Genomic DNA, 20,058 nt, shown 5'->3' on the forward strand with positions numbered 1-20,058 from the left:
TATGTGTACGGAGGAATATTATGCTGCAACACTCAATTACGAAAGATGAAATTATGATGATTGCGAATGAGTTCGTTCAAGGACTAGATCCACAGCAAACAGCTGATCAGGAACATGTCGCTACAGCTCGGCACCTATATCGTAGTGGTGTTGTCTATAACGTTGACTTTGATGGTTATACACTATCAGGAACTGTAGATGCGGAAGGCAACGTATATAGCGTTCATATTCCGATTCGTAACGTCGCTGAAAGTTATTGTGATTGCTTCGCACCAACACAATGTGAGCATATGCTCGCTGTATTACTATCTGCAGCGTCTAGTTTCGGGCAAGTAGGAGATGTATTAACTTTATTTAAAAATAATACGAAACCTTCCCTTCCTCCTATTCGAACTGCAAGACAAGTATTGCAATCATCAGCTTTTGAAGAAACGGATTATAAAAGTTGGGAATCTTATTTTGAAAAAGAATATGAATCATTTAAAAAAGAACAAGCTCGCCTTACTTATAAACAAATGTATTTTCTTATGAGTATCTTTACAGATTTCTATACGAAACTTGAGCGGAAAGCTCCGCGCGTCATCGCCATACATGAATTATTCAGGTTACACGCAGCACTGTACTGCTTTCAAAAATTATTAGAAGAAATTCAGGCATTCGAAGCTAACAAAACGTATTCTTATCACCAACCTGTTAATGTCATTCGCCTATTTGTAGACAAAGTGGAATCCATCGTTCGGGACTTACAATCAGAAGCGATTCCTTCAGAGTCTGAAATAATTTTGCAAGAAACAGCTCGTCTTGTTCATGAAGTATTCTTCTCTACCGACGCTTATACGCAAGAACGATTTTTCATTTATCGCCACATATGGAGTGAACTTTTAAACAATAAAGAGAAAATACAAGAAGAAGAAAAACGAATCGATACGAAAATCAATCCACTATCCAAAGCGTTAGCGTCTTCTCATCTTCTCTTTTTAAATGACGAAGATCTACTAGCGATGGACTTACTAAAAAAACAGCCTGCTTCTGTTGTGAGTCTATACTTCTATTGGTTAGAAGAACTATTAAGTGCCATGCATTGGGATCGTGCAAAAAACTGGCTTTCCTTTACGTATAAACAAGTAAAGAAAACGATCCAAGATCACGAAAATACGATTTTCATAAAAGATGTCGTTCGGCTATTTGTAATCATGTATGAAACATATGCAACACATACAAATGAACAAGCTGGTTTCGAAATGATCTTACAAGAACTATTACCGTATAGTTTCACAAACTATGAACAGTACGTACTCGCGAAAAAACAGTATCGTACATGGGCAGAGCTTCATCTCCTATATGGATTTGAAGCAATTGAGCTGTTGAAAGAGCCACTGAAAGATATTGAAAAAGAAGCGCCAGAAGTGGCACTTCCTCTTTATCATCTTGCTGCTGTAGAGGCGATTGAAGAACGAAATCGTAAATCATATAAACGCGCAGTTCGTTACTTAAAGAAATTACGTACATTGTATAAACGATTAAAACGTACCGATGAATGGGATGCTTTCATTATTCACATCGCCAATCTCCATTCACGTCTGCGTGCACTACAAGAGGAATTACGGAAAGGAAAATTAATCGATGATCAATCAAACTGAAGTAACAATTAGGCTCCAGCATGTTAGTCAAGGTTGGTTCCTTTGGGGAGAAGATGACAGCGGTACTCCATTATCCGTAACAAGTTGGAAACGAAATGCATTCACATGGCACTCCACTTCTTTCTACGGTACTTCTCTAAAAGAAGCAACCTTCGAAGGAAAACAAGGTGTGCTACTAACAAATGCACAAGCCTTTGAATACATTGCAAACAAACCAATGAATTCATTTGCACATATGCACATAAACGGACCTATTACAGCACTTACAAAAGATGCAAATGAATTATGGAACGCCTTTACAAGTGGTAGCTTCGTACCAGATATGAATCATTGGCCTAAACAGCCATCTTGGAAAGTTCAAAATACACCAATTGAAGATGACACATTAGCATCTCTTTTCTCAGCAGCAGTTAATGAAAGCATATTACAAGATAATCGCTCAAATGACGGCTGGGAAGATGCTAAAAGGCTATATGAACATTACGACTTTACGAAAAGACAATTGGAAACAGCACTACATGAAGAAGATTGGCTTCGAAAAATTGGTTATATTGAAGATGATCTTCCGTTTACAATCGGACTAAGACTACAAGAACCACAAGAAGAATTTGAAATGTGGAAGCTTGAAACAATTGTGACACCAAAGCGCGGGGCTCATCGCATATATGTATATGAAAACATCGATTCCTTACCGAAAAGATGGCACGATTACGAAGAACGGATTACAGAAACACAAGAAGGTTTTAGTAAGCTCATACCGTGGTTAAAAGAAGGAGATACATTCCGAAATGAGCTCTTTGAAACAGAAGCTTGGAACTTCTTAACAGATGCAAGCAACGAATTACTTGCAGCCGGCATTACAATTTTACTACCATCATGGTGGCAAAATTTAAAAGCAACAAAACCGAAATTACGTGTCCAGTTGAAGCAAAATACAGCACAAACACAATCGTTCTTCGGTATGAATACGCTCGTTAATTTTGACTGGCGCATTTCGACGAACGGCATTGATTTATCAGAAAGCGAATTTTTCGAGCTCGTTGAACAAAACAAACGTCTATTTAATATAAACGGTCAATGGATGCGACTAGATCCAGCCTTTATCGAAGAAGTAAGGAAACTCATGAACCGTGCCGATAAGTACGGACTAGAGATGAAAGATGTCCTGCAGCAACATTTATCAAATACGGCTGAAACAGAAATTGTAGAAGATGATAGTCCGTTTACTGATATTGAAATCGAACTAGATGGATATTACGAGGAATTATTCCAAAAGTTGCTTCATATTGGAGATATTCCAAAGGTAGATGTCCCTACTTCACTAAACGCAACACTTCGTCCGTATCAACAACACGGTATTGAATGGTTATTATATTTACGAAAGCTTGGATTTGGAGCATTGCTAGCTGACGATATGGGACTCGGGAAAAGTATTCAAACAATCTCTTACTTACTATATATAAAAGAAAACAATCTCAAAACAGGCCCTGCATTAATCGTAGCGCCGACATCTGTTCTTGGAAATTGGCAAAAGGAATTTGAGCGTTTCGCACCAAATTTACGTGTCCAATTACATTACGGAAGTAATAGAGATAAGGGCAATTCATTTGAAGATTTCCTTCAATCAGCAGATGTTGTATTAACATCTTATGCATTGGCTCAACTCGATGAGGAAGAACTGACTTCATTATGCTGGGATGCTGTTATTTTGGATGAAGCACAAAATATTAAGAACCCACATACGAAACAGTCGAAAGCAGTACGAAACTTGCAGGCAAATCACAAAATCGCTTTAACTGGTACACCAATGGAAAATCGCCTCGCTGAACTTTGGTCCATTTTCGACTTTATTAATCATGGATATCTCGGAAGCTTAGGACAATTCCAACGCCGCTTCGTCACACCGATTGAAAAAGATCGTGATGAAGGAAAAATCCAGCAAGTTCAACGGTTTATCTCACCATTTTTACTGCGCCGAACAAAGAAAGATCAAACAGTCGCATTAAATTTACCAGATAAACAAGAACAAAAAGCTTACTGTCCTCTTACTGGTGAACAAGCTTCCTTATATGAACAACTTGTTCAAGATACACTGCAAAATGTAGAAGGATTAAGCGGAATTGAAAGACGCGGCTTTATATTACTTATGTTGAACAAGCTAAAACAAATTTGTAATCATCCTGCTCTTTATTTAAAAGAAGAAGAACCACAAAATGTCGTTGAACGCTCTATGAAAACAAAAACGTTAATGGAGCTCATCGAAAATATAAAAGATCAAAATGAAAGTTGCCTCATCTTCACTCAGTACATCGGCATGGGAAACATGCTAAAACGTGTGCTAGAAGAAAAATTCGGCCAGCGTGTTCTCTTCTTAAACGGTAGTGTACCGAAAAAAGATCGCGACAAGATGATTGAGGAGTTCCAAAACGGAACGTATGACATTTTCATCTTATCCTTAAAAGCTGGCGGAACAGGATTAAACTTAACCGCTGCCAACCATGTCATTCACTACGATCGTTGGTGGAACCCAGCTGTGGAAAATCAAGCAACAGACCGCGCATATCGTATTGGTCAAAAACGATTTGTTCATGTTCACAAACTTATTACAACAGGAACATTAGAAGAAAAAATTGATGAAATGCTAGAAAGAAAACAATCTCTAAACAATGCAGTCATCACAAGCGATAGTTGGATGACTGAACTATCAACAGACGAACTAAAAGAATTACTTGGTGTATAAAGTGAAACTTTAATTAGGCTAATTACGTAGAGTTTTACTACCCGCAAAAAAAGCGCTAATCTCGAAATGAGATTAGCGCTTTTTTCTATTCCAAAACCAATTACTTATTATAATCCCCGTTAACCCGCCGCACGTATCAAGCAATGAATCTTGCCACATTGGTGTACGGTCTCCCGTATACCATTGGTGAATTTCATCAAATGTTGCATAACCCGCAACGAAAAGAAGGGCATATATAAAACATCTTTTCCTCGAATAACCTGATCGATGAAAAGCGTAATAAATCAATGAACCTAGCATAAAGAACACCATAAAATGAGCACCTTTACGAAGGAAAAACTCAATAAATCCGCCTACACCTTTATTCGCAATACTAACCGGGGTTCCTCCACCATAATCGATAGATACCCATGAAAAATGCTCTTTCACAAATTCAACATTTACATATTGTTCAATATCTGAACGCATATCCTGCTTTTTATATGGTTGTGCCGAAGAATAGAAAATCAGCCCCATCCATAGTAATACAGGAATCCAAAATAACCATTTACGATTCATTATCCAGAATTCTCCTCTCTTAATCTTTTAAGGGTACCAAAAAAAAGAAAAAATTTCACGCCAAAACATGACATTCACGCCCTATTTATAAAGTGAAAGGAGGTGATACACATGGCAATTGAAACAATCGTAATGGATTTAACTTTACGTCTAGTATTAAACAACGGATTAGATAAGAACGGCAAAACAGTTTTCAAGAGCAAACAATTTAAACGTGTTAAAACAAATGCGAGCTTAGATCAAGTACACAACGTAGCTCATGCTCTAGCTTCCTTACAAGCATCACCACTTCACGCTGTACAACTTGTAAGCACATCAGATCTTTCTAAACTATAAAGTAAAACTCAGATCAATGGGGATTTTATTCATCCCCATTGATTATTAGCCCGCAATTTAACCGGCAGACCCGAATCCCGTAAATAGCGGGATAAATACAAAGGAGGGAATAACACATGCAAGTACTAGAGTTGATTTTCGCGAAAGAAGATGGAAAAACAGTCGTTTTTTCTATCGATACGCCCATCACACCAATTGATGCACAAGTCGTAAATCAAGTAATGGATACAATCCTTGCCTCATCTGTATTTTCATCCATTGATGAAAATACAAGAAAAAAGGGAGCTCGCCTTATAGAAAAAAATGTATCTGAAGTTCCAATTACTCTATAAAATGAAAAAGACGAATCTGCATCATTTTGCAGATTCGTCTTTTTTCTTCGGCATTTCAATCGGAATAAAAATCTTTGAGAAACCGACGCATACGTACTTATAATGTTCTTCACCTATATCAAACTCAGTCGTATATGTTGAGAAGAATATATAATCATTTCGCTTCGTATAATGATCAATTAATAACCCAACTTGTGGCTCAACATACTTTTTAGCTAACTTTTTACCGGCCGATGCCAAGTCGCCAAGGAGACCCTCTTCATTCTCTTTTTGAACTTCATCTAGCTTCTTACTCACATCATTACGCTTCATAAACTGCTTCGCTGCCCATTCTGTATATTCTCCCTTACTCGGATTACTGTTTGCTAAATATACTAGGAGAACGACAACTAAAGCCATAATAATATACTTTTTCTTCATACTATATCACCGCCTACTCTTTTCTATTTTCATATATATGTACAAGCGATGCAAATTAGAAAGACTATCACCTATTGATTGTAAACGAATAGCCAAAATTTACAATATGAAATAGAATATTCACAATTAATTTACTTAATTTATATATAATTATATTCAGAATGAAAATTATAAGGGAGGATATAGAATTATGGATAATGAAAACAACATTTTTATTTCTAGTTCTACAATGATGCTTGAACCATGTAAACACCCTTATTACCGTACAAAAATTATCGACAGTAGCGGAAACCATCTTTACTCCTGTCAAACTGCTCTCCAACTTATACAGAAATCTTGTCTAACAAATATTCATTCTACTTATCAAGGGAGACGTAATGCCGTAAAAACAAAATTTAAATTTAAACAAAACGTTCCAATTCCGATCAATCATAGAGAATATATTTGTGCTTTCCCAACAGAATCTCCTGCTTCTCCAAATTGTATTTGGCTTTTCTTCAAACATGTTCATACAATAGAGTTTTTCAAAAAAGCTAAACAAGCTAAAATTCATTTTTCAAACGGAACTACCGTAACGATACAAATTAGTTCCCATAAGTTAAGTCAGCAATTATGGAAAGCTGGATATGTATTATCCCAAATGAACATGCAAGATTCATCACCTTAATAACAAGTAGAATGGAAGGTAGTATCTCCTTACCTTCCATTCTATTTGCTATTTTTATCCTCTTACACTATCTCGCATTTTCTCGATTGCTTGCCGATACATCCATCTTACTTGATAATATGTCATTTCCGTCTCTAAAGCGATTTCCCCCATCGTCTTCCCTACAAAAAAGCGTTCAAAAATAATATACTTCTCCTTCTCATCTAACACGCTCATAAAATCCTTCACTCTTATTTCAACATCCTCAAAATGAAAGATATCCTCATACTCTCCTACACATACACATCTCTCCTGCACTGCGAACTCTTTCTTCAATCTCTCTAATATATAACCTCGCACCGTTACAACTGCATATGCAGGGAAACATCCCTTCTTTGCATCAAATCTTTCATACGCATGCCAAAGACCAATTAAACCACATTGATAATACTCTTCATAATCTTTACGAATACCTAATTTCTTTATTTGATTTACAATCATCCCTTCATACAAAACAACTGCCTCTTTAAAAGTCGCTGGCTTCACACAGTACCCGTTTCTAAAAGGTATACCTTTCTAGTATTCCGCGGTACCTTCACAATATAAAAATAAAGAAAAGCTTTCACTGTGAGTAATTTCAAATACTACCGACGGAATTTGAAATTACACTATGTAGTATTTGAAATTTTGTTGGTGGTATTTGAAGTAAGGGTAAAAATAAAGAAGGTGACTCCTTTGAAGAGTCACCTTTTTCTAAAAGAATAAATTATGCACCAAATTTTGGAGCTAGACCACTTAAACTAGTAAATCCAACTGAAAGAATAAAGAAAATAACAATTAAAATCGTTGCTTGTTTTTTACTTAGTCCAGCCGTAATATGTAATCCTAATCCCATTACAACTAATGCCCAAATATTGAAAACTTCGAATGATGAAGCAGCACCATGAGCAACTGTACCTGGCTCAAATAAAGTTGCTAAACTTGTATAAGAAGTTTCAATATCTCCACCAAGAATCATTCTAATAATAAAGTTCACAATTGCACCTAAAATTGAAATCGTATATGTGTAGACATAAATAGATAATAATTTCATGTATGAAGTATCATTACTCATAAACATCATAATCACTTTATAAATAGCTGCCGCAATGAAGAACCAAATCGCAGTACCAAATAGTCCACCAACAATACCTGCTCCTATTCCGAAGTAACCAACAACTTTAGCCGCTTCGGCATCAGGTACCTCACTCATTACATCAGGATGATTCATTACTTGATACATGCTAATCCCTGCAATTACAGCTGTTAATATAATGAAAAGGAAAAATGCCCCCCAAACCGGACTTTTCGTCTTCATTCTCTCAAACTGCTCACCTGGAGAAGTAATCATTCCTAATAATGATGGCTTCTTCGCACCTACATCTTGCGTATTAATATTTGCTTCCATTATAACGCCTCCTTCTATTTATATAACCCGTTCTAACGGGCGGTTCACTTCCTCATATAGAGGCTACGAACCGCCCACTAGAACGGTAATGTGTAGTTCTACTACACTATTAATTACTCATAACGCAATGCTTCAATTGGATCTAATTTCGCAGCTTTGTTTGCTGGAATTAATCCAAAAATAATACCGAGTGTCATTGAGAACAGTACGCCTCCAACGACAACTTCCCATGAAACGAGTGGTGGCCATTTTGCGAATGTAGAAACGATATATGCTCCGCCATACCCAAGACCAATTCCGATTAAACCACCTAGAAGTGTTAACATAACGGCTTCAATTAAAAACTGTAATAAAATTTTACTACGTGTTGCTCCAAGTGCTTTACGTACACCAATTTCACGTGTACGCTCCGTTACAGATACAAGCATGATGTTCATAACACCAATTCCACCAACGACTAATGAAATACCAGCGATACCACCGATGATCATTGTCATAATACCGGTCATTTTCGAAATACCTTCTTGAATTTCTTTTAAATTCATAACTTCATATTTACCAGTTGCATCAGTCGGTTTACGACTATTTAAAACATCTGCAGCTTTTTTACCTGCTTTTTCTAGATTATCTACATTTTTTGCTTGAACAGAAATATTTTGAATTTCATCTTTCCCATACAATGTCGGCCATAATGAAATTGGAACTAGTGCTTCTGATGGTCCCATTCCCATAAACTCATTATCTGATTTGTAAACACCAATAATTTGCATCGGTTGACCTTTCATTTCAATAATTTTACCGACTGGATTGGCATCCTTAAACACCTTTTCTTCCATTTGTTTACTAATCATAACAACGTTATTACCTTGATCCACATCTGATTCTTGTAAAGAACGTCCCTTTAACAACTTTACTTTATTTACTGCAAAATACTCGCTATCTAATCCAGTAATACTCACCATTTCTTTTTTATCTTCAATATCAAGTGGTTCCATGCTGGAATTTGTTGTTACCACATGTGAAATTTCTGGAATTTTTTTAATTTCAAAAATGTCTTCTTCAGTTATCTTCGGTGCTTCTACCATTCCCATACCGAAAGGATCGTTTATATCTGCACTATAATGAATCGGAACCGTTTGATTACCTGCCCCAACGAACTGCGATTTCAATGCAGCTTCCCCGCCTTGCCCAATCGCAACGACAGTAATAATTGAACCTACCCCGATAATAATACCGAGCATCGTAAGAGCTGAACGCAATTTATGAGCTAAAATAGAAGAGAGGGCAATTTTTATACTATCTAGTAAACTCATACCGCACACCTTCTATCTTCTGTAACTTTCCCGTCCCGCAGTACAATGCGGCGGGAAGAATACGCTGCTACTTCCTCTTCATGCGTAACCATAACAATCGTCGTGCCTTCTGCATTAAGCTTCGTGAAAATATCCATAACTTGTTCACCAGACTTCGTATCAAGTGCACCAGTCGGTTCATCGGCCATAATGAACGTTGGATTATTTGCAATCGCTCTTGCAATCGCTACACGCTGCTTCTGTCCACCTGATAACTCATTTGGTAAATGATGCACGCGATCTGCCAATCCAACTTTACCTAGCGCCTCCAAAGCACGCTTGCGACGCTCTGCTTTCTTCACGCCACCATATACGAGCGGAAGCTCAACATTTTCCACTGCTGAAAGACGAGGTAGTAAATTAAAATGCTGGAATACAAAGCCAATGTATTCATTACGAATTAAAGCAAGCTTTGACTCGTCTGCTGTTAAGATATTCACGTCATTCAGCATATATTCACCTTCTGTTGGACGATCTAAACAACCGATAATATTCATAAGCGTCGACTTACCAGAACCAGACGGTCCCATAATCGAAACGAACTCACCGCTCTGAATTGTTAAACTAATACCATGCAAAATCGGCACCGCCAATTTTCCTTGATAATACGTTTTAGCAATATTATTTAACGTAATCATTTCTCTTTCACTTCCATTCCGTCATACACATCGTCGGAAGGATTTTTAACCACCTTTTGCCCCACTGTTACGCCTTCTACAACCTCTGTCCAGTCTCCATCAGTAGAACCTTTTTTCACATTTTGTTTACGAAGCTTTCCTTTTTCCTCAACATAAACAAATGCATCATCGCCTTTTTCTACAATGCTTTTACTTGGAACAGCAATCATCGTCTTATTCTCTAAGTTTACTTGCAGAGAAACGTGGTAACCTGGAGATAAACCATCTTGACTATCAAGGCTAGCTTTATATGTATATTGGGACATATTTTGAGTTGCTTCACCCATGCCGCCAGCTTGCGCCATCTCTGCACTTGTTGGGAACTCACTTACCTCTGTAATCTTACCTGTCCACTTCTTCTTATTATTTGCTTTTGCAGTTACAGTGAATGTTTGATCCTTTTGAATTTGTGACTTTTGAAGCTCAGTTAACGTACCTTGAACTTGGAATGGATCTTTAGAAGCTACTTGTAAAAACGCTTTTCCTTGACCACCTAACGCTTGAGGTGAACTTTGTGCCGCATCTTTATCTAACTTTTGAACAACACCAGCAAAATTACTATAAATCGTAAGTTCTTTCTGCTTCTTACTTAACTCTTCTTTCTGCAACTTCCCTTTTTCTTTCTCAAGATCAGTTGTCTTTTGAGCTATCTCTAACTCGTTTACTTGCTCGTCCATCGGATCCGTTACTTCTTTCCCAGCTCCGCTATCTTTCGCCTTCTTAATTTCTTTCTTCAATGAATCAATCTTCTTTTTCCCTTGATCATAACGCATATCCGCCATCTTCTGATCAAGCTCAGCTTGCTTCATTTGAAGATTAATCTCTTCATTGTCATAAGAGAATAATTTTGTACCTTTTTCTACCTCTTGCCCTTCTTTTACCTCAATATCTTTCACTTTCCCTTTGGTCGGATCTGCATAGAAGCTTTCAATATTACCAGGCTTCACCTGACCAGAAATTAACTTCGTATTATTCAGCTTACGCTCTGTCACTTTCTCAAAACTTACAGCATCAGCATTTGTTGATGCACCCTTCTTCTTACCTTGCATAACAAAAATATTAATTGCCGCTACAATAACAATTAGTGCAATAACCCCAATAATAATCCATTTCTTCTTCTTGTTTGGAGTACGAACCGTATTTGGTAACATAGTCTCTCTCCCTTTTATGACTTAATAGTTTAATATAAAAATTGTATAAAACTTTCTGAAAATATATTACATATTATTTCAATGTTTTTACAAAGTTTTACACATCCATTTATATTGTAACAAAAATTCCAATGATTAGAAATATGACATTATATCTTTTAAGATAGATTTAAGGAAAGATTATATTATATAGAAAAAGCCATCCAAAATAATAATTGGATAGCTTTTTCAAACAAAATATTACGCTACTTTAGGATCTTTTCTCTCATGTCCACGTTGAACAATAAATAAGAAGATTGTTGATAAAACCGCTCCTGTTAATAGTAAGATGAAACAACCATCCCAGCCAGAACTATCAACAATAACACCAATTGCTGCGTTAGCTACAAGACTTCCGCCTACATAACCGAATAGACCACACATACCAACTGTCGTACCAACTGCAAATTTCGGTACTAATTCCATCGCACTTAAACCGATTAAGAACTGTGGTACATAAATTAAACAACCGATAATAGAAACTGCAATACTTACAACAAGTACGCTAGTTGCTTGCCAATATATAAACGTACCAATAACAACTCCAACCATACTAATAATACATAATGGCATACGTTTTCCTTTAAATAATTTATCACTTAAAAAACCAACGATTAATGAACTTGGAATTGCCATACCTTCAAAGATTGCATATGCCGCATGCGCTTCTGCTTTTGAAAATCCTTTAACTGTCGTTAAATAAAGTGGAACCCAGTTAATAACACCGAAACGAATTAAATAAACAAAAGCATTCGCAATACATAAGAACCATACAAATTTATTTTTCACTACATACTTCATTAAAATTTCTTTTGGTGACATCTTGTTAGCATTATCTGCTTTTTCAAGATTTTCATAGTCATTACGATACTCATCAATTGGAGGAAGACCTTCAGATTCTGGTGTATCCTTCGCATTGATCCAAACAAGAACTGCAATTACCATTGCGATAATCGCAGGGAAAATAAACACGCCGCCTTGCCAATGATTTTCACCGAAAATACCTACACCAATTCCGACAAGTGGTGGCACAAGCATTCCACCAACGTTATGTGAAATATTCCAAAGGCCTGTTTTCGTACCGCGTTCTTTCTTCGAGAACCATTTCGTCATAACAATACTACAAGGTGGTGCTCCCATACCTTGTACAATACCGTTAACAACAAGTAATGTAACAATCATCCCAAATGATGATGCAAAGCCGAAACAAATATTTACAAGCCCTGATAAGAATAAACCGACTGCGATAAAGCGCTGGGCGAAAGCTTTATCTGATAAATTACCCATAAAGAACTTACTAAATCCATAAACAATTGCCATTACTGAGCCTAGTAGACCAATTTCAGCTGTACTAAAACCATATTCTTGTACTAAATACGTACTTGATAACGTAAAGTTACTACGAACTAAATAATAAGCAGCATATCCAACTGAAATCCCGATTAACACACGAATACGTAGTAATCGATATACACGGTCGATCATATCCGCTGGCAATCTTTCAATTGCAGGTGCTGGCTTGAGCCATTTAAACATATATTTTCGTCTCCTTTTCTCACTTCAGAGAGAGACGCTGTCTATTCCATATCTCGATTATTCCGCTATTTGATATATTTTGGTTCGTCCTTCTAACCGGCTGTCCTTCTATTTCTTTCTCATTCTTCGCAAACATCGTTGGTACGCCAAACGACACTTTTTCTAAAATGTGACCCGCTTCTTCTGATAAACAATAATCAATAAATAAATCCGCAATAATACCACTCGGTGCACGTTTTAGTTTAGAAATCGCATTAACGGATAACCCTGTTTGTTCAGGTTCGTTACTTAAAATAGGAAAGCCTTGTTTTTGAAGCATTCTCTGATCTCCCATAAAGTTGATGCCTATCATATATTCACCGCTCGCAACAAGTTCTGCTGGGATGTAACCATTCACTGTTACTTCTCCAACTTGTTCTGCCAGATTCTTCACATATTCCTTCGCTTCCTCTTCACCTAACGTATCAATAAGTGATTGAAAAAACGTATATGCTGTACCTGAAACATTTGGATCGGGCATGACAATCTTTCCTTTATATACTGGATTCAATAAATCTTTCCATCTTAACGGATACGAGAGACCGAGCGGCGCTATTTCCTCGTTCCACCGCTCTTTATTAATCGCAATTGCCAGCTTCTCCACTTCATAACCGTACCAATAACCATCTTTATCTTTAACAGTTTTTGAAATACGATTTGCATGTTGGCTTATCACAGGAATAGAAAGATTTTTTTGCTTCATCATTTGATGCGCATCTACTGTACCGCCAATAATAATATCCGCCTTCGGATTTCCAGCTTCTTCTTCCACTCTACGAAGAAGTTCTTCTGTTGAAAGACGAATAAATTCATACGTACATCCGCGCGGCTTACAAAATGATGAAAGTAACGCTTCACCAACTTCCTCACGAGCCGCTACATACGCAACAATATGACGATCATCCAAAATAGGGAGACCATTTTTACTATATTTAATAGAGGTTGTATCTCGAGAGCAACTAGACATCGCTCCTCCAATTACTAGCAAAAAGAAGAAAAAGGCTATCTTTCTCATGACGCATTCTCCTTTACGAATAACTCTGCTAGAGAGCCTTTCATATACATGACATTCCCGTTATTATCACCGAGATATTGCACAACAAAGTACGATGGATACACAGAAATCGTAAGAATATCTTCATGATCATTCTTTACACGCTTACCTGTTTTATAAGCTGTAATATAAGCAATCGGTTCATTCTGTGATTGTAATAACTTCTGAATTTCTCCGTAATCTGTAATTTGCTTTGCGTATCGAATAGAATCAAGTATGTGCGTAAGATTGATAGTACGTACCACATCACCTTGACGTACTACGACATCCTTTGCTGAAGCAAAGAAATCACTAATACGCTCTGGCGTGTAATACAGGCTTAATAAATACGTTTGAAGTGCTGAAATCATCGGATCCATGCCATTCTTTCCATATACATTTTCCCCATACTGGAACAAGTCACCTACTGCAAAAGTACGCTTATGTCCATTCAAGTACGTTACTTCTCCAGTAAATACTTGTTCTTGGCTCTTAACGTCCCCAGGCTCTATTCGAATTCGGTCAAAGAATGAAATAATCGTATGCAAACGAACTTCATCCGTTACAACGATTTCTCCCCACTTTTCATGTCTTACTTTCACTTCAATTGGAAGAGATTCATTCACCCTTTGTAAAACGGCTTGTTTATCATTTACAATGTTGATTCGATTATATATTTGCTTCTCCATAACATAAAACAAAACAAGAGAAACAATCATACAAATGACAAACATAAGAATTTGAAATGATAGCCTTTTCATTTCTGCCTACCTCCAAGATAAAAAAACGTTGTTTCGAAAATACCGCATAATTGTTTCATAAATGTATCATTTAACCGCTTTCAAGTTTTTTATGTCTTCCATCCTTCTCGGAAGCAAAAATGTAATGAATATTGTAGTACCTATTTCTTCACTACTCTCAATCCGCATGCTTCCGCCCTGCTTACTCATAATCTCCTGACAAATATACAAACCATAACCATTCCCGTAACTAGAAGGAAGTGCCTTTCCTTTCGGAGACTCATTCCACTCTGCAAGCACCACTTCATCTATACCGATGCCATCATCATGAACAAAGACCTTCGCCTCATGCTCATTTATAATTACATTCATACGAATGTGCGAAGCATCACTATACTTAATTGCATTATCAAGCACATTTAAGAAAATTTGCTTCGTCTTATCAAAATCCGCAACAACATGTACATCCGTTAACTCATTTATCACTGCAATTTCAAACTGATTTAGACGAGGCTTCACAATTGAAACTGCTTCTTCTGCCAATTCCTTTATGTTCACAACTGTAGGTGATACTTCAAACGTACTCGTTCCATATTTCGAGGACTTAAGCAATTCCTCTACAAGTGATAATAAACGCTCACTTTCCACAGCCACATAACGAAGACTTTCCTGTACATCTTCTTTCGATTGTAACTTCGGAATTAAATCAACATAACCGATAATTGCCGTTAGCGGTGTTTTTAGCTCATGTGTAATGCGGTCTAGGAAATCTTTCTGCTTCTCTTTCTCCTCCTGCAATTGCTTAATATGCAGCTCAATTCCATCAGCCATCGCGTTAAAAGATGCTGAAAGCTGAGCGATTTCCACGTACTCATTTAACTCAATCTTACTCTTATAATCACCATTCGCGAGCCGCTGTGCCATTTGTCTCAACTGATCAATTGGTTTATGAAGAGACTTCGCCAAACGAATCGCAAAGAAAATACCGGTAGCTACTAAACAAAGAGACGTCATTAAGAAAGTCCAGCTCACATTTGTTAAAACTTCCTTCTCACCCGTTAACTCATTTATAAAACGAATACTTCCAATGACATCGTTTCCATAATAAACCGGGCTTGAAAACAAAAGAATAGGAGCTGGATCCGCCTCCTCAAAAACATAAGACTTCTTTCCCTTCAAGGAACTCTCAATATCGATGTTACGGTGAAGCAATGCTCCTTTTTGTGTATCTGCAACAACATCGCCATTCTTCCCGATCATCTGCACACGGACATCCATACGCTTCGCTAAATACGACGCAATTAAAAGTGAATTAGGACCAAGCGTATCCACTTCTGCTTCCTTCTCTAAATAATTCATCGTATAAATTTGTGCTTCTACACTTAACTTTTCTAAAGAATCTGCTGCGTTATGATACATATTCTTTTCTAACGTAATATAAACAACTGCATATAAAAGAACAAAAATCGGAATTAACAGCCCAACTATTCCGAACACCATATTTCGCTTTAAAGACATACCATCACCACTTAACAATCCAGTTTATAGCCAACGCCATAAATTGTCTTAATATATTCCCCGCTCGTCCCAAGCTTCTTTCGAAGTCTCTGCACCATAATATCAACTGCTCTCGTATTTCCGATATACTCAAACCCCCATACTTTCTCAAGCAACTCATCCCTCATAAACACACGCTGCGGATTTGAAACAAATAACTGACATAAATTAAACTCTCGGTACGTTAACTGAATCTCTTGTCCACTCACATGTACCTTTCTTTCCTTAGGACAAATCACTATCTCTCCAGCCTCAATTACTTCATGGCTTACAGCGGTCTCCGTCTTCTTTACACGCCGCGCCATATTCTTAACCCGAAGAATAAGCTCCGCATAATTAAACGGCTTCGTCACATAATCATCAGCACCAAGCTGCAATCCAAGCAACTTATCATTCATCTGACTCTTTGCTGTTAACATAAGCACCGGAATATCCCTATCCCTCTCACGGAACAAACGAAGCAACTCATACCCATCCGTATCCGGAAGCATAACATCCAAAATCAATACATCCGGCCCTTCATTCCATCGCTCTAAAGCTTCTCTCCCATCAGCCGCTGCCAATACTTCATAACCTTCCATCTCCAACTGCATCCGAATCAAATTACGAATACTCGATTCATCATCAACCACAAGTATTTTCATCATTCTCCTCCTTCCATCATGTATTATAGTACAGTTTAGTATAGCAAAAATCTTATAAAAAAAGAGAGGGTATTGTCGAACATATTTTGTCGACGATACCCTCTCCCCTTTTATTATTTAGCTACAAAATAATCCGTTACATATTGTGCCCAAACTTCATGACCTTTAGCAGTTGGGAAACCGAATTCTTCTTTTAAATATGGTAAGATAGCCTTTGTCGATGCATCCGGCCATGCTCCCCAATGATCAATGTATGTATAATTATTTTGCGTTGCAAATTGTTTTAATGCTTCAATTGCTTTCGGATAATTCTTCGCACCATACACTGGATTTGATGGTTGAATCATAATCGTAGCACCCTTTGCACTAGTAGAAAGTGCTTGAACGAACTTCTGTGTATTTGCGACAGAGTTCCCATTACCAGTTTTACCGTTATCAGTAATAAATGGTGGCTCAAATAAAATCACATCTGGATTCTCTTTCGCAATCTCTTTATCACGCTTATTCGCGATTAACTCTTCTGTGCTTTCACCCTTATATTCCTTTACAGTCACATTCCATAAACCTTTACCGTAAGCAGTTTCTAAATTAGACGTTAACTTAGCTGCCCAAGCACCTTTTTCAGATGAAGAAGCTTCATCACCAACAATAATAAGGTTTACTGCCTTTTTATCCTCAGTAGCTTTCTTTAACTTCTCTTTCACTGCATCTGGCAAGTTCTTCGCATATGCTTCATTAAAAGATAACTTCTTATCTTGTTTCTTCTCTTCCTTTTTCTCTTCTTTTTTCGCTCCGCTATCTTTCACTTCAGCTTTTGTTTTCGTTACTTCACTCGTTTGTCCCGTTGCATTTGCAACTTTCTTATTCCAGTACAATTTACCGCTCACAATCGAAGCAACAAACAATACAAAAACAACAAGGACAAGTACTGCTTTCTTATTCATCGATTCACCTCATCTATTAATCTCACAATATATAATACTAATATAAATCCACGCAAAAATAAACCCAACTCCTTCCAAAGGAGTTGGGTTATTACATACTACTTAGTCACTTCAAGATGCGCTCTTAATTTATTCGTTAAATCTTGTTTTGCAGCATCTGGAACATAGTAGTACCAAATACCATCAGCCGCTATGTGGCCGTCACCTGGGATTTGGATATCTTCACTATTCTGCAGACAATCTTTATAATTCTTTTGCATATCAAACATTTGATCTTGCGTTAAATTTGTTTTCACGTTCTTTTGGATTGCTGTTAACACATCACCATAACTTGCTAGCGAAGAGAAGCTTGCGCCTTTCTTAATAACAGCTTGCATTACTTGGCGTTGGCGCATTTGACGACCAAAATCGCCTCGTGGGTCTTCTTTACGCATACGAGTAAAATCCAAAGCTTCGTCACCATTTAAATGAATATTTCCCTTTACAAAATGATGCTTACCCTGTGTAAATTCCAAATCATTATTTACATCTACGCCACCGACTGCATCAACAATATCTTTAAACCCTTCCATATTCACTTCAATATAATAGTTAATAGGAACATTTAAGAACTTTTCTACGGTTGCTACAGACATGTCTACGCCACCAAATGCATAAGCATGATTAATTTTATCACTTTTGCCTTTTCCGACAATCTCTGTATATGTATCTCGAGGGATACTTACTGTTTTCATTGAATTGTTTTTAGGATTTAATGTAATAACCATTAAAGAATCTGAACGCCCTTTGTCTTCACCACGCTCATCGGCTCCCAATAATAAGATAGATACAGGCTCAGATTTGTTAATTTTTTCTTCTTGTTTATTAACTTGATCACGTTTTAATGGCTTATGAACTTCATCTAATGTTTTTGAGACTTTTGAATATACATTATAGGCATATACTCCACCACCTATAATCATTACTACTATAATCCCTAGTATCCATAATAGGATTTTCTTTTTCATAGTTTTAACCTTCTTTCTTCAGGCACTACTATCAAATTATTATGATGTCAAAATACATTATACATGTAATTGAATTTTGAATCCAAGCTATATTGATAGCTGGATGAAATTTTTAACACCCTTTAACAAACCTTCTTGCTAATAACCTTTTAATATCCACTCTTATTCTCAGATTGCCATCTCCAAGAATCTGCACACATTTCTTCTAATCCGCGTGTTGATTCCCAGCCTAATTCACGCTTTGCTTTCGACGCATCAGCAAAACATACTGCTACATCACCTGAGCGACGCTCTGTGATTTTATAAGGAACTTTCTTGCCCGAAACTTTTTCAAACGCTTCAACCATCTCTAGTACACTATAGCCCATGCCTGTGCCCAGGTTATAAGCATCTACTCCTGTTGTACTCAGTACTTTCTCAAGCGCCTTTACGTGACCATTTGCTAAGTCCACAACATGGATGTAATCACGGACTCCCGTTCCATCTTTCGTTGGATAGTCATTTCCGAATACACTTAATTCTTTTAACTTACCTATTGCTACTTGCGTTACATATGGCATTAAGTTATTTGGGATTCCATTTGGATCTTCTCCGATACGCCCACTCTCGTGTGCACCAAATGGATTGAAATAACGAAGTAGTGCGATACTCCATTCTGCATCTGCAAATGCTACATCACGCATAATTTGCTCAATCATTAATTTCGTTTGACCATACGGATTTGTTGCACTTAATGGAAACTCCTCCGTAATCGGTGACGTTTCCGGGATACCATATACAGTTGCAGATGAACTAAAGATTATCTTCTTTACATTATGTTTCTGCATTACTTCACATAGCACTAACGTGCTTGTAATATTGTTATGATAATATGTTAATGGAATCGCTACTGACTCCCCTACAGCTTTAAATCCTGCAAAGTGAATAACTGCTTCAATTGCATTTTCTTCAAAAATTGCGTCAAGCGCTTCGCGATTTAAAACATCTTCTTTATAAAACTTAAATTGTTTTCCTGTTATTTCTTTCACTCGATTTATAGATTCTACCGAGCTATTCGAAAGGTTATCCACTACTATAATTTCGTAACCACTATTTAGTAATTCTACACATGTATGACTACCAATATATCCTGCTCCACCTGTTACAAGTATAGACATCATGAAGCCCCCTCTCTCAGAGCCTATTTCCTTACTCTTTTATGAATTCCTTAATCATTTGCT

20 protein-coding genes are annotated in these 20,058 nt (G+C 37.1%); 5 read left to right on the plus strand and 15 right to left on the minus strand.

Going from position 1 to position 20,058, the window contains the following annotated elements; translation table 11 throughout:
* The first annotated feature begins 20 nt into the window (after positions 1-20).
* Positions 21-1,640 (plus strand): SWIM zinc finger family protein, encoded by a 1,620-nt coding sequence (locus F3I02_RS32975; RefSeq protein WP_000939138.1) that lies wholly within the window; start codon positions 21-23, stop codon positions 1,638-1,640.
* Entirely contained in the window at positions 1,624-4,380 is a 2,757-nt protein-coding gene (locus tag F3I02_RS32980) for a DEAD/DEAH box helicase (protein ID WP_196478827.1), read from the plus strand. Before F3I02_RS32975 ends, F3I02_RS32980 begins: the two co-directional genes overlap by 17 nt.
* Positions 4,381-4,452: 72 nt before the next feature.
* On the opposite strand, the gene F3I02_RS32985 is transcribed toward F3I02_RS32980, so the two are convergent.
* Positions 4,453-4,938, minus strand: a complete 486-nt coding sequence (locus F3I02_RS32985) for a VanZ family protein (RefSeq protein ID WP_001080709.1) — start codon at positions 4,936-4,938, stop codon at positions 4,453-4,455.
* A 111-nt stretch (positions 4,939-5,049) separates the two neighbouring features.
* On the opposite strand from F3I02_RS32985, the gene F3I02_RS32990 reads away from it, so the two are divergent.
* Positions 5,050-5,274, plus strand: a complete 225-nt coding sequence (locus F3I02_RS32990) for a DUF1659 domain-containing protein (RefSeq protein ID WP_000963861.1) — start codon at positions 5,050-5,052, stop codon at positions 5,272-5,274.
* A 116-nt stretch (positions 5,275-5,390) separates the two neighbouring features.
* Positions 5,391-5,606 carry a DUF2922 domain-containing protein gene (locus F3I02_RS32995; RefSeq protein WP_001197590.1) on the plus strand — a complete coding sequence of 72 codons (216 nt, stop codon included), beginning with the start codon at positions 5,391-5,393 and terminating at the stop codon, positions 5,604-5,606.
* A 21-nt stretch (positions 5,607-5,627) separates the two neighbouring features.
* Here F3I02_RS32995 and F3I02_RS33000 read toward each other — a convergent pair whose 3' ends face one another.
* The gene (locus tag F3I02_RS33000) at positions 5,628-6,026 is read right to left on the minus strand and encodes a DUF4359 domain-containing protein (protein ID WP_000731405.1); all 399 of its coding nucleotides are present in this window, start codon (positions 6,024-6,026) and stop codon (positions 5,628-5,630) included.
* Between the two features lie 190 nt (positions 6,027-6,216).
* Between F3I02_RS33000 and F3I02_RS33005 the strand changes: the two genes are divergently transcribed.
* Positions 6,217-6,693 (plus strand): competence protein ComK, encoded by a 477-nt coding sequence (locus F3I02_RS33005; RefSeq protein WP_000368311.1) that lies wholly within the window; start codon positions 6,217-6,219, stop codon positions 6,691-6,693.
* Between the two features lie 54 nt (positions 6,694-6,747).
* Here F3I02_RS33005 and F3I02_RS33010 read toward each other — a convergent pair whose 3' ends face one another.
* The 13 genes from F3I02_RS33010 to galE form a co-directional block, all read right to left on the minus strand.
* Positions 6,748-7,218 carry a sigma-70 family RNA polymerase sigma factor gene (locus F3I02_RS33010; protein ID WP_033690027.1) on the minus strand — a complete coding sequence of 157 codons (471 nt, stop codon included), beginning with the start codon at positions 7,216-7,218 and terminating at the stop codon, positions 6,748-6,750.
* Positions 7,219-7,438: 220 nt separating this feature from the next.
* Positions 7,439-8,119 (minus strand): YknW family membrane protein, encoded by a 681-nt coding sequence (yknW, locus tag F3I02_RS33015; RefSeq protein ID WP_000387920.1) that lies wholly within the window; start codon positions 8,117-8,119, stop codon positions 7,439-7,441.
* A 113-nt stretch (positions 8,120-8,232) separates the two neighbouring features.
* A complete protein-coding gene (locus tag F3I02_RS33020) occupies positions 8,233-9,432 on the minus strand; it encodes an ABC transporter permease (protein ID WP_000054349.1) in 1,200 nt (399 codons plus the stop codon).
* Positions 9,429-10,109, minus strand: coding sequence for an ABC transporter ATP-binding protein (locus F3I02_RS33025; protein ID WP_000631624.1), 681 nt, complete (start codon positions 10,107-10,109; stop codon positions 9,429-9,431). Before F3I02_RS33025 ends, F3I02_RS33020 begins: the two co-directional genes overlap by 4 nt.
* Positions 10,106-11,299, minus strand: a complete 1,194-nt coding sequence (locus tag F3I02_RS33030; protein WP_000937328.1) for an efflux RND transporter periplasmic adaptor subunit — start codon at positions 11,297-11,299, stop codon at positions 10,106-10,108. The genes F3I02_RS33025 and F3I02_RS33030 overlap by 4 nt, the downstream gene beginning before the upstream one ends.
* 240 nt (positions 11,300-11,539) lie before the next feature.
* Positions 11,540-12,874 carry an MFS transporter gene (pgtP, locus tag F3I02_RS33035; RefSeq protein ID WP_000477602.1) on the minus strand — a complete coding sequence of 445 codons (1,335 nt, stop codon included), beginning with the start codon at positions 12,872-12,874 and terminating at the stop codon, positions 11,540-11,542.
* A gap of 19 nt (positions 12,875-12,893) precedes the next feature.
* Positions 12,894-13,928 (minus strand): ABC transporter substrate-binding protein, encoded by a 1,035-nt coding sequence (locus F3I02_RS33040; protein ID WP_001225641.1) that lies wholly within the window; start codon positions 13,926-13,928, stop codon positions 12,894-12,896.
* Positions 13,925-14,707, minus strand: a complete 783-nt coding sequence (locus tag F3I02_RS33045; RefSeq protein WP_000826612.1) for a DUF3919 family protein — start codon at positions 14,705-14,707, stop codon at positions 13,925-13,927. The genes F3I02_RS33040 and F3I02_RS33045 overlap by 4 nt, the downstream gene beginning before the upstream one ends.
* 66 nt (positions 14,708-14,773) lie before the next feature.
* Positions 14,774-16,204 carry a HAMP domain-containing sensor histidine kinase gene (locus tag F3I02_RS33050; RefSeq protein WP_000054017.1) on the minus strand — a complete coding sequence of 477 codons (1,431 nt, stop codon included), beginning with the start codon at positions 16,202-16,204 and terminating at the stop codon, positions 14,774-14,776.
* Between the two features lie 11 nt (positions 16,205-16,215).
* Positions 16,216-16,887, minus strand: a complete 672-nt coding sequence (locus F3I02_RS33055; RefSeq protein ID WP_000699556.1) for a response regulator transcription factor — start codon at positions 16,885-16,887, stop codon at positions 16,216-16,218.
* Between the two features lie 113 nt (positions 16,888-17,000).
* Positions 17,001-17,831: an SGNH/GDSL hydrolase family protein gene (locus tag F3I02_RS33060; RefSeq protein WP_196478828.1), complete on the minus strand. Its 831-nt coding sequence runs from the start codon at positions 17,829-17,831 to the stop codon at positions 17,001-17,003.
* Between the two features lie 98 nt (positions 17,832-17,929).
* A complete protein-coding gene (tagU, locus tag F3I02_RS33065) occupies positions 17,930-18,838 on the minus strand; it encodes a polyisoprenyl-teichoic acid--peptidoglycan teichoic acid transferase TagU (RefSeq protein ID WP_196478829.1) in 909 nt (302 codons plus the stop codon).
* A 149-nt stretch (positions 18,839-18,987) separates the two neighbouring features.
* Positions 18,988-19,995, minus strand: a complete 1,008-nt coding sequence (gene galE / locus F3I02_RS33070; protein WP_196478830.1) for a UDP-glucose 4-epimerase GalE — start codon at positions 19,993-19,995, stop codon at positions 18,988-18,990.
* Positions 19,996-20,058 lie beyond the last annotated feature (63 nt).

The organism is Bacillus sp. SRB3LM (genome assembly GCF_015712745.1).
GTDB classification, from domain to species: domain Bacteria; phylum Bacillota; class Bacilli; order Bacillales; family Bacillaceae_G; genus Bacillus_A; species Bacillus_A thuringiensis_K.

Bases quoted from the DNA above. Each gene is read 5' to 3' on its own strand.
- F3I02_RS32980 (WP_196478827.1), top strand. From the start codon at position 1,624: ATGATCAATCAAACTGAAGTAACAATTAGGCTCCAGCATGTTAGTCAA.
- yknW (WP_000387920.1), bottom strand. From the start codon at position 8,119: ATGGAAGCAAATATTAATACGCAAGATGTAGGTGCGAAGAAGCCATCA.
- F3I02_RS33005 (WP_000368311.1), top strand. From the start codon at position 6,217: ATGGATAATGAAAACAACATTTTTATTTCTAGTTCTACAATGATGCTT.
- F3I02_RS33020 (WP_000054349.1), bottom strand. From the start codon at position 9,432: ATGAGTTTACTAGATAGTATAAAAATTGCCCTCTCTTCTATTTTAGCT.
- F3I02_RS33000 (WP_000731405.1), bottom strand. From the start codon at position 6,026: ATGAAGAAAAAGTATATTATTATGGCTTTAGTTGTCGTTCTCCTAGTA.
- F3I02_RS33040 (WP_001225641.1), bottom strand. From the start codon at position 13,928: ATGAGAAAGATAGCCTTTTTCTTCTTTTTGCTAGTAATTGGAGGAGCG.
- tagU (WP_196478829.1), bottom strand. From the start codon at position 18,838: ATGAAAAAGAAAATCCTATTATGGATACTAGGGATTATAGTAGTAATG.
- F3I02_RS33025 (WP_000631624.1), bottom strand. From the start codon at position 10,109: ATGATTACGTTAAATAATATTGCTAAAACGTATTATCAAGGAAAATTG.
- F3I02_RS33050 (WP_000054017.1), bottom strand. From the start codon at position 16,204: ATGTCTTTAAAGCGAAATATGGTGTTCGGAATAGTTGGGCTGTTAATT.
- F3I02_RS32975 (WP_000939138.1), top strand. From the start codon at position 21: ATGCTGCAACACTCAATTACGAAAGATGAAATTATGATGATTGCGAAT.
- F3I02_RS32990 (WP_000963861.1), top strand. From the start codon at position 5,050: ATGGCAATTGAAACAATCGTAATGGATTTAACTTTACGTCTAGTATTA.
- F3I02_RS33045 (WP_000826612.1), bottom strand. From the start codon at position 14,707: ATGAAAAGGCTATCATTTCAAATTCTTATGTTTGTCATTTGTATGATT.
- F3I02_RS32985 (WP_001080709.1), bottom strand. From the start codon at position 4,938: ATGAATCGTAAATGGTTATTTTGGATTCCTGTATTACTATGGATGGGG.
- F3I02_RS33060 (WP_196478828.1), bottom strand. From the start codon at position 17,831: ATGAATAAGAAAGCAGTACTTGTCCTTGTTGTTTTTGTATTGTTTGTT.
- pgtP (WP_000477602.1), bottom strand. From the start codon at position 12,874: ATGTTTAAATGGCTCAAGCCAGCACCTGCAATTGAAAGATTGCCAGCG.
- galE (WP_196478830.1), bottom strand. From the start codon at position 19,995: ATGTCTATACTTGTAACAGGTGGAGCAGGATATATTGGTAGTCATACA.
- F3I02_RS33030 (WP_000937328.1), bottom strand. From the start codon at position 11,299: ATGTTACCAAATACGGTTCGTACTCCAAACAAGAAGAAGAAATGGATT.
- F3I02_RS32995 (WP_001197590.1), top strand. From the start codon at position 5,391: ATGCAAGTACTAGAGTTGATTTTCGCGAAAGAAGATGGAAAAACAGTC.
- F3I02_RS33055 (WP_000699556.1), bottom strand. From the start codon at position 16,887: ATGAAAATACTTGTGGTTGATGATGAATCGAGTATTCGTAATTTGATT.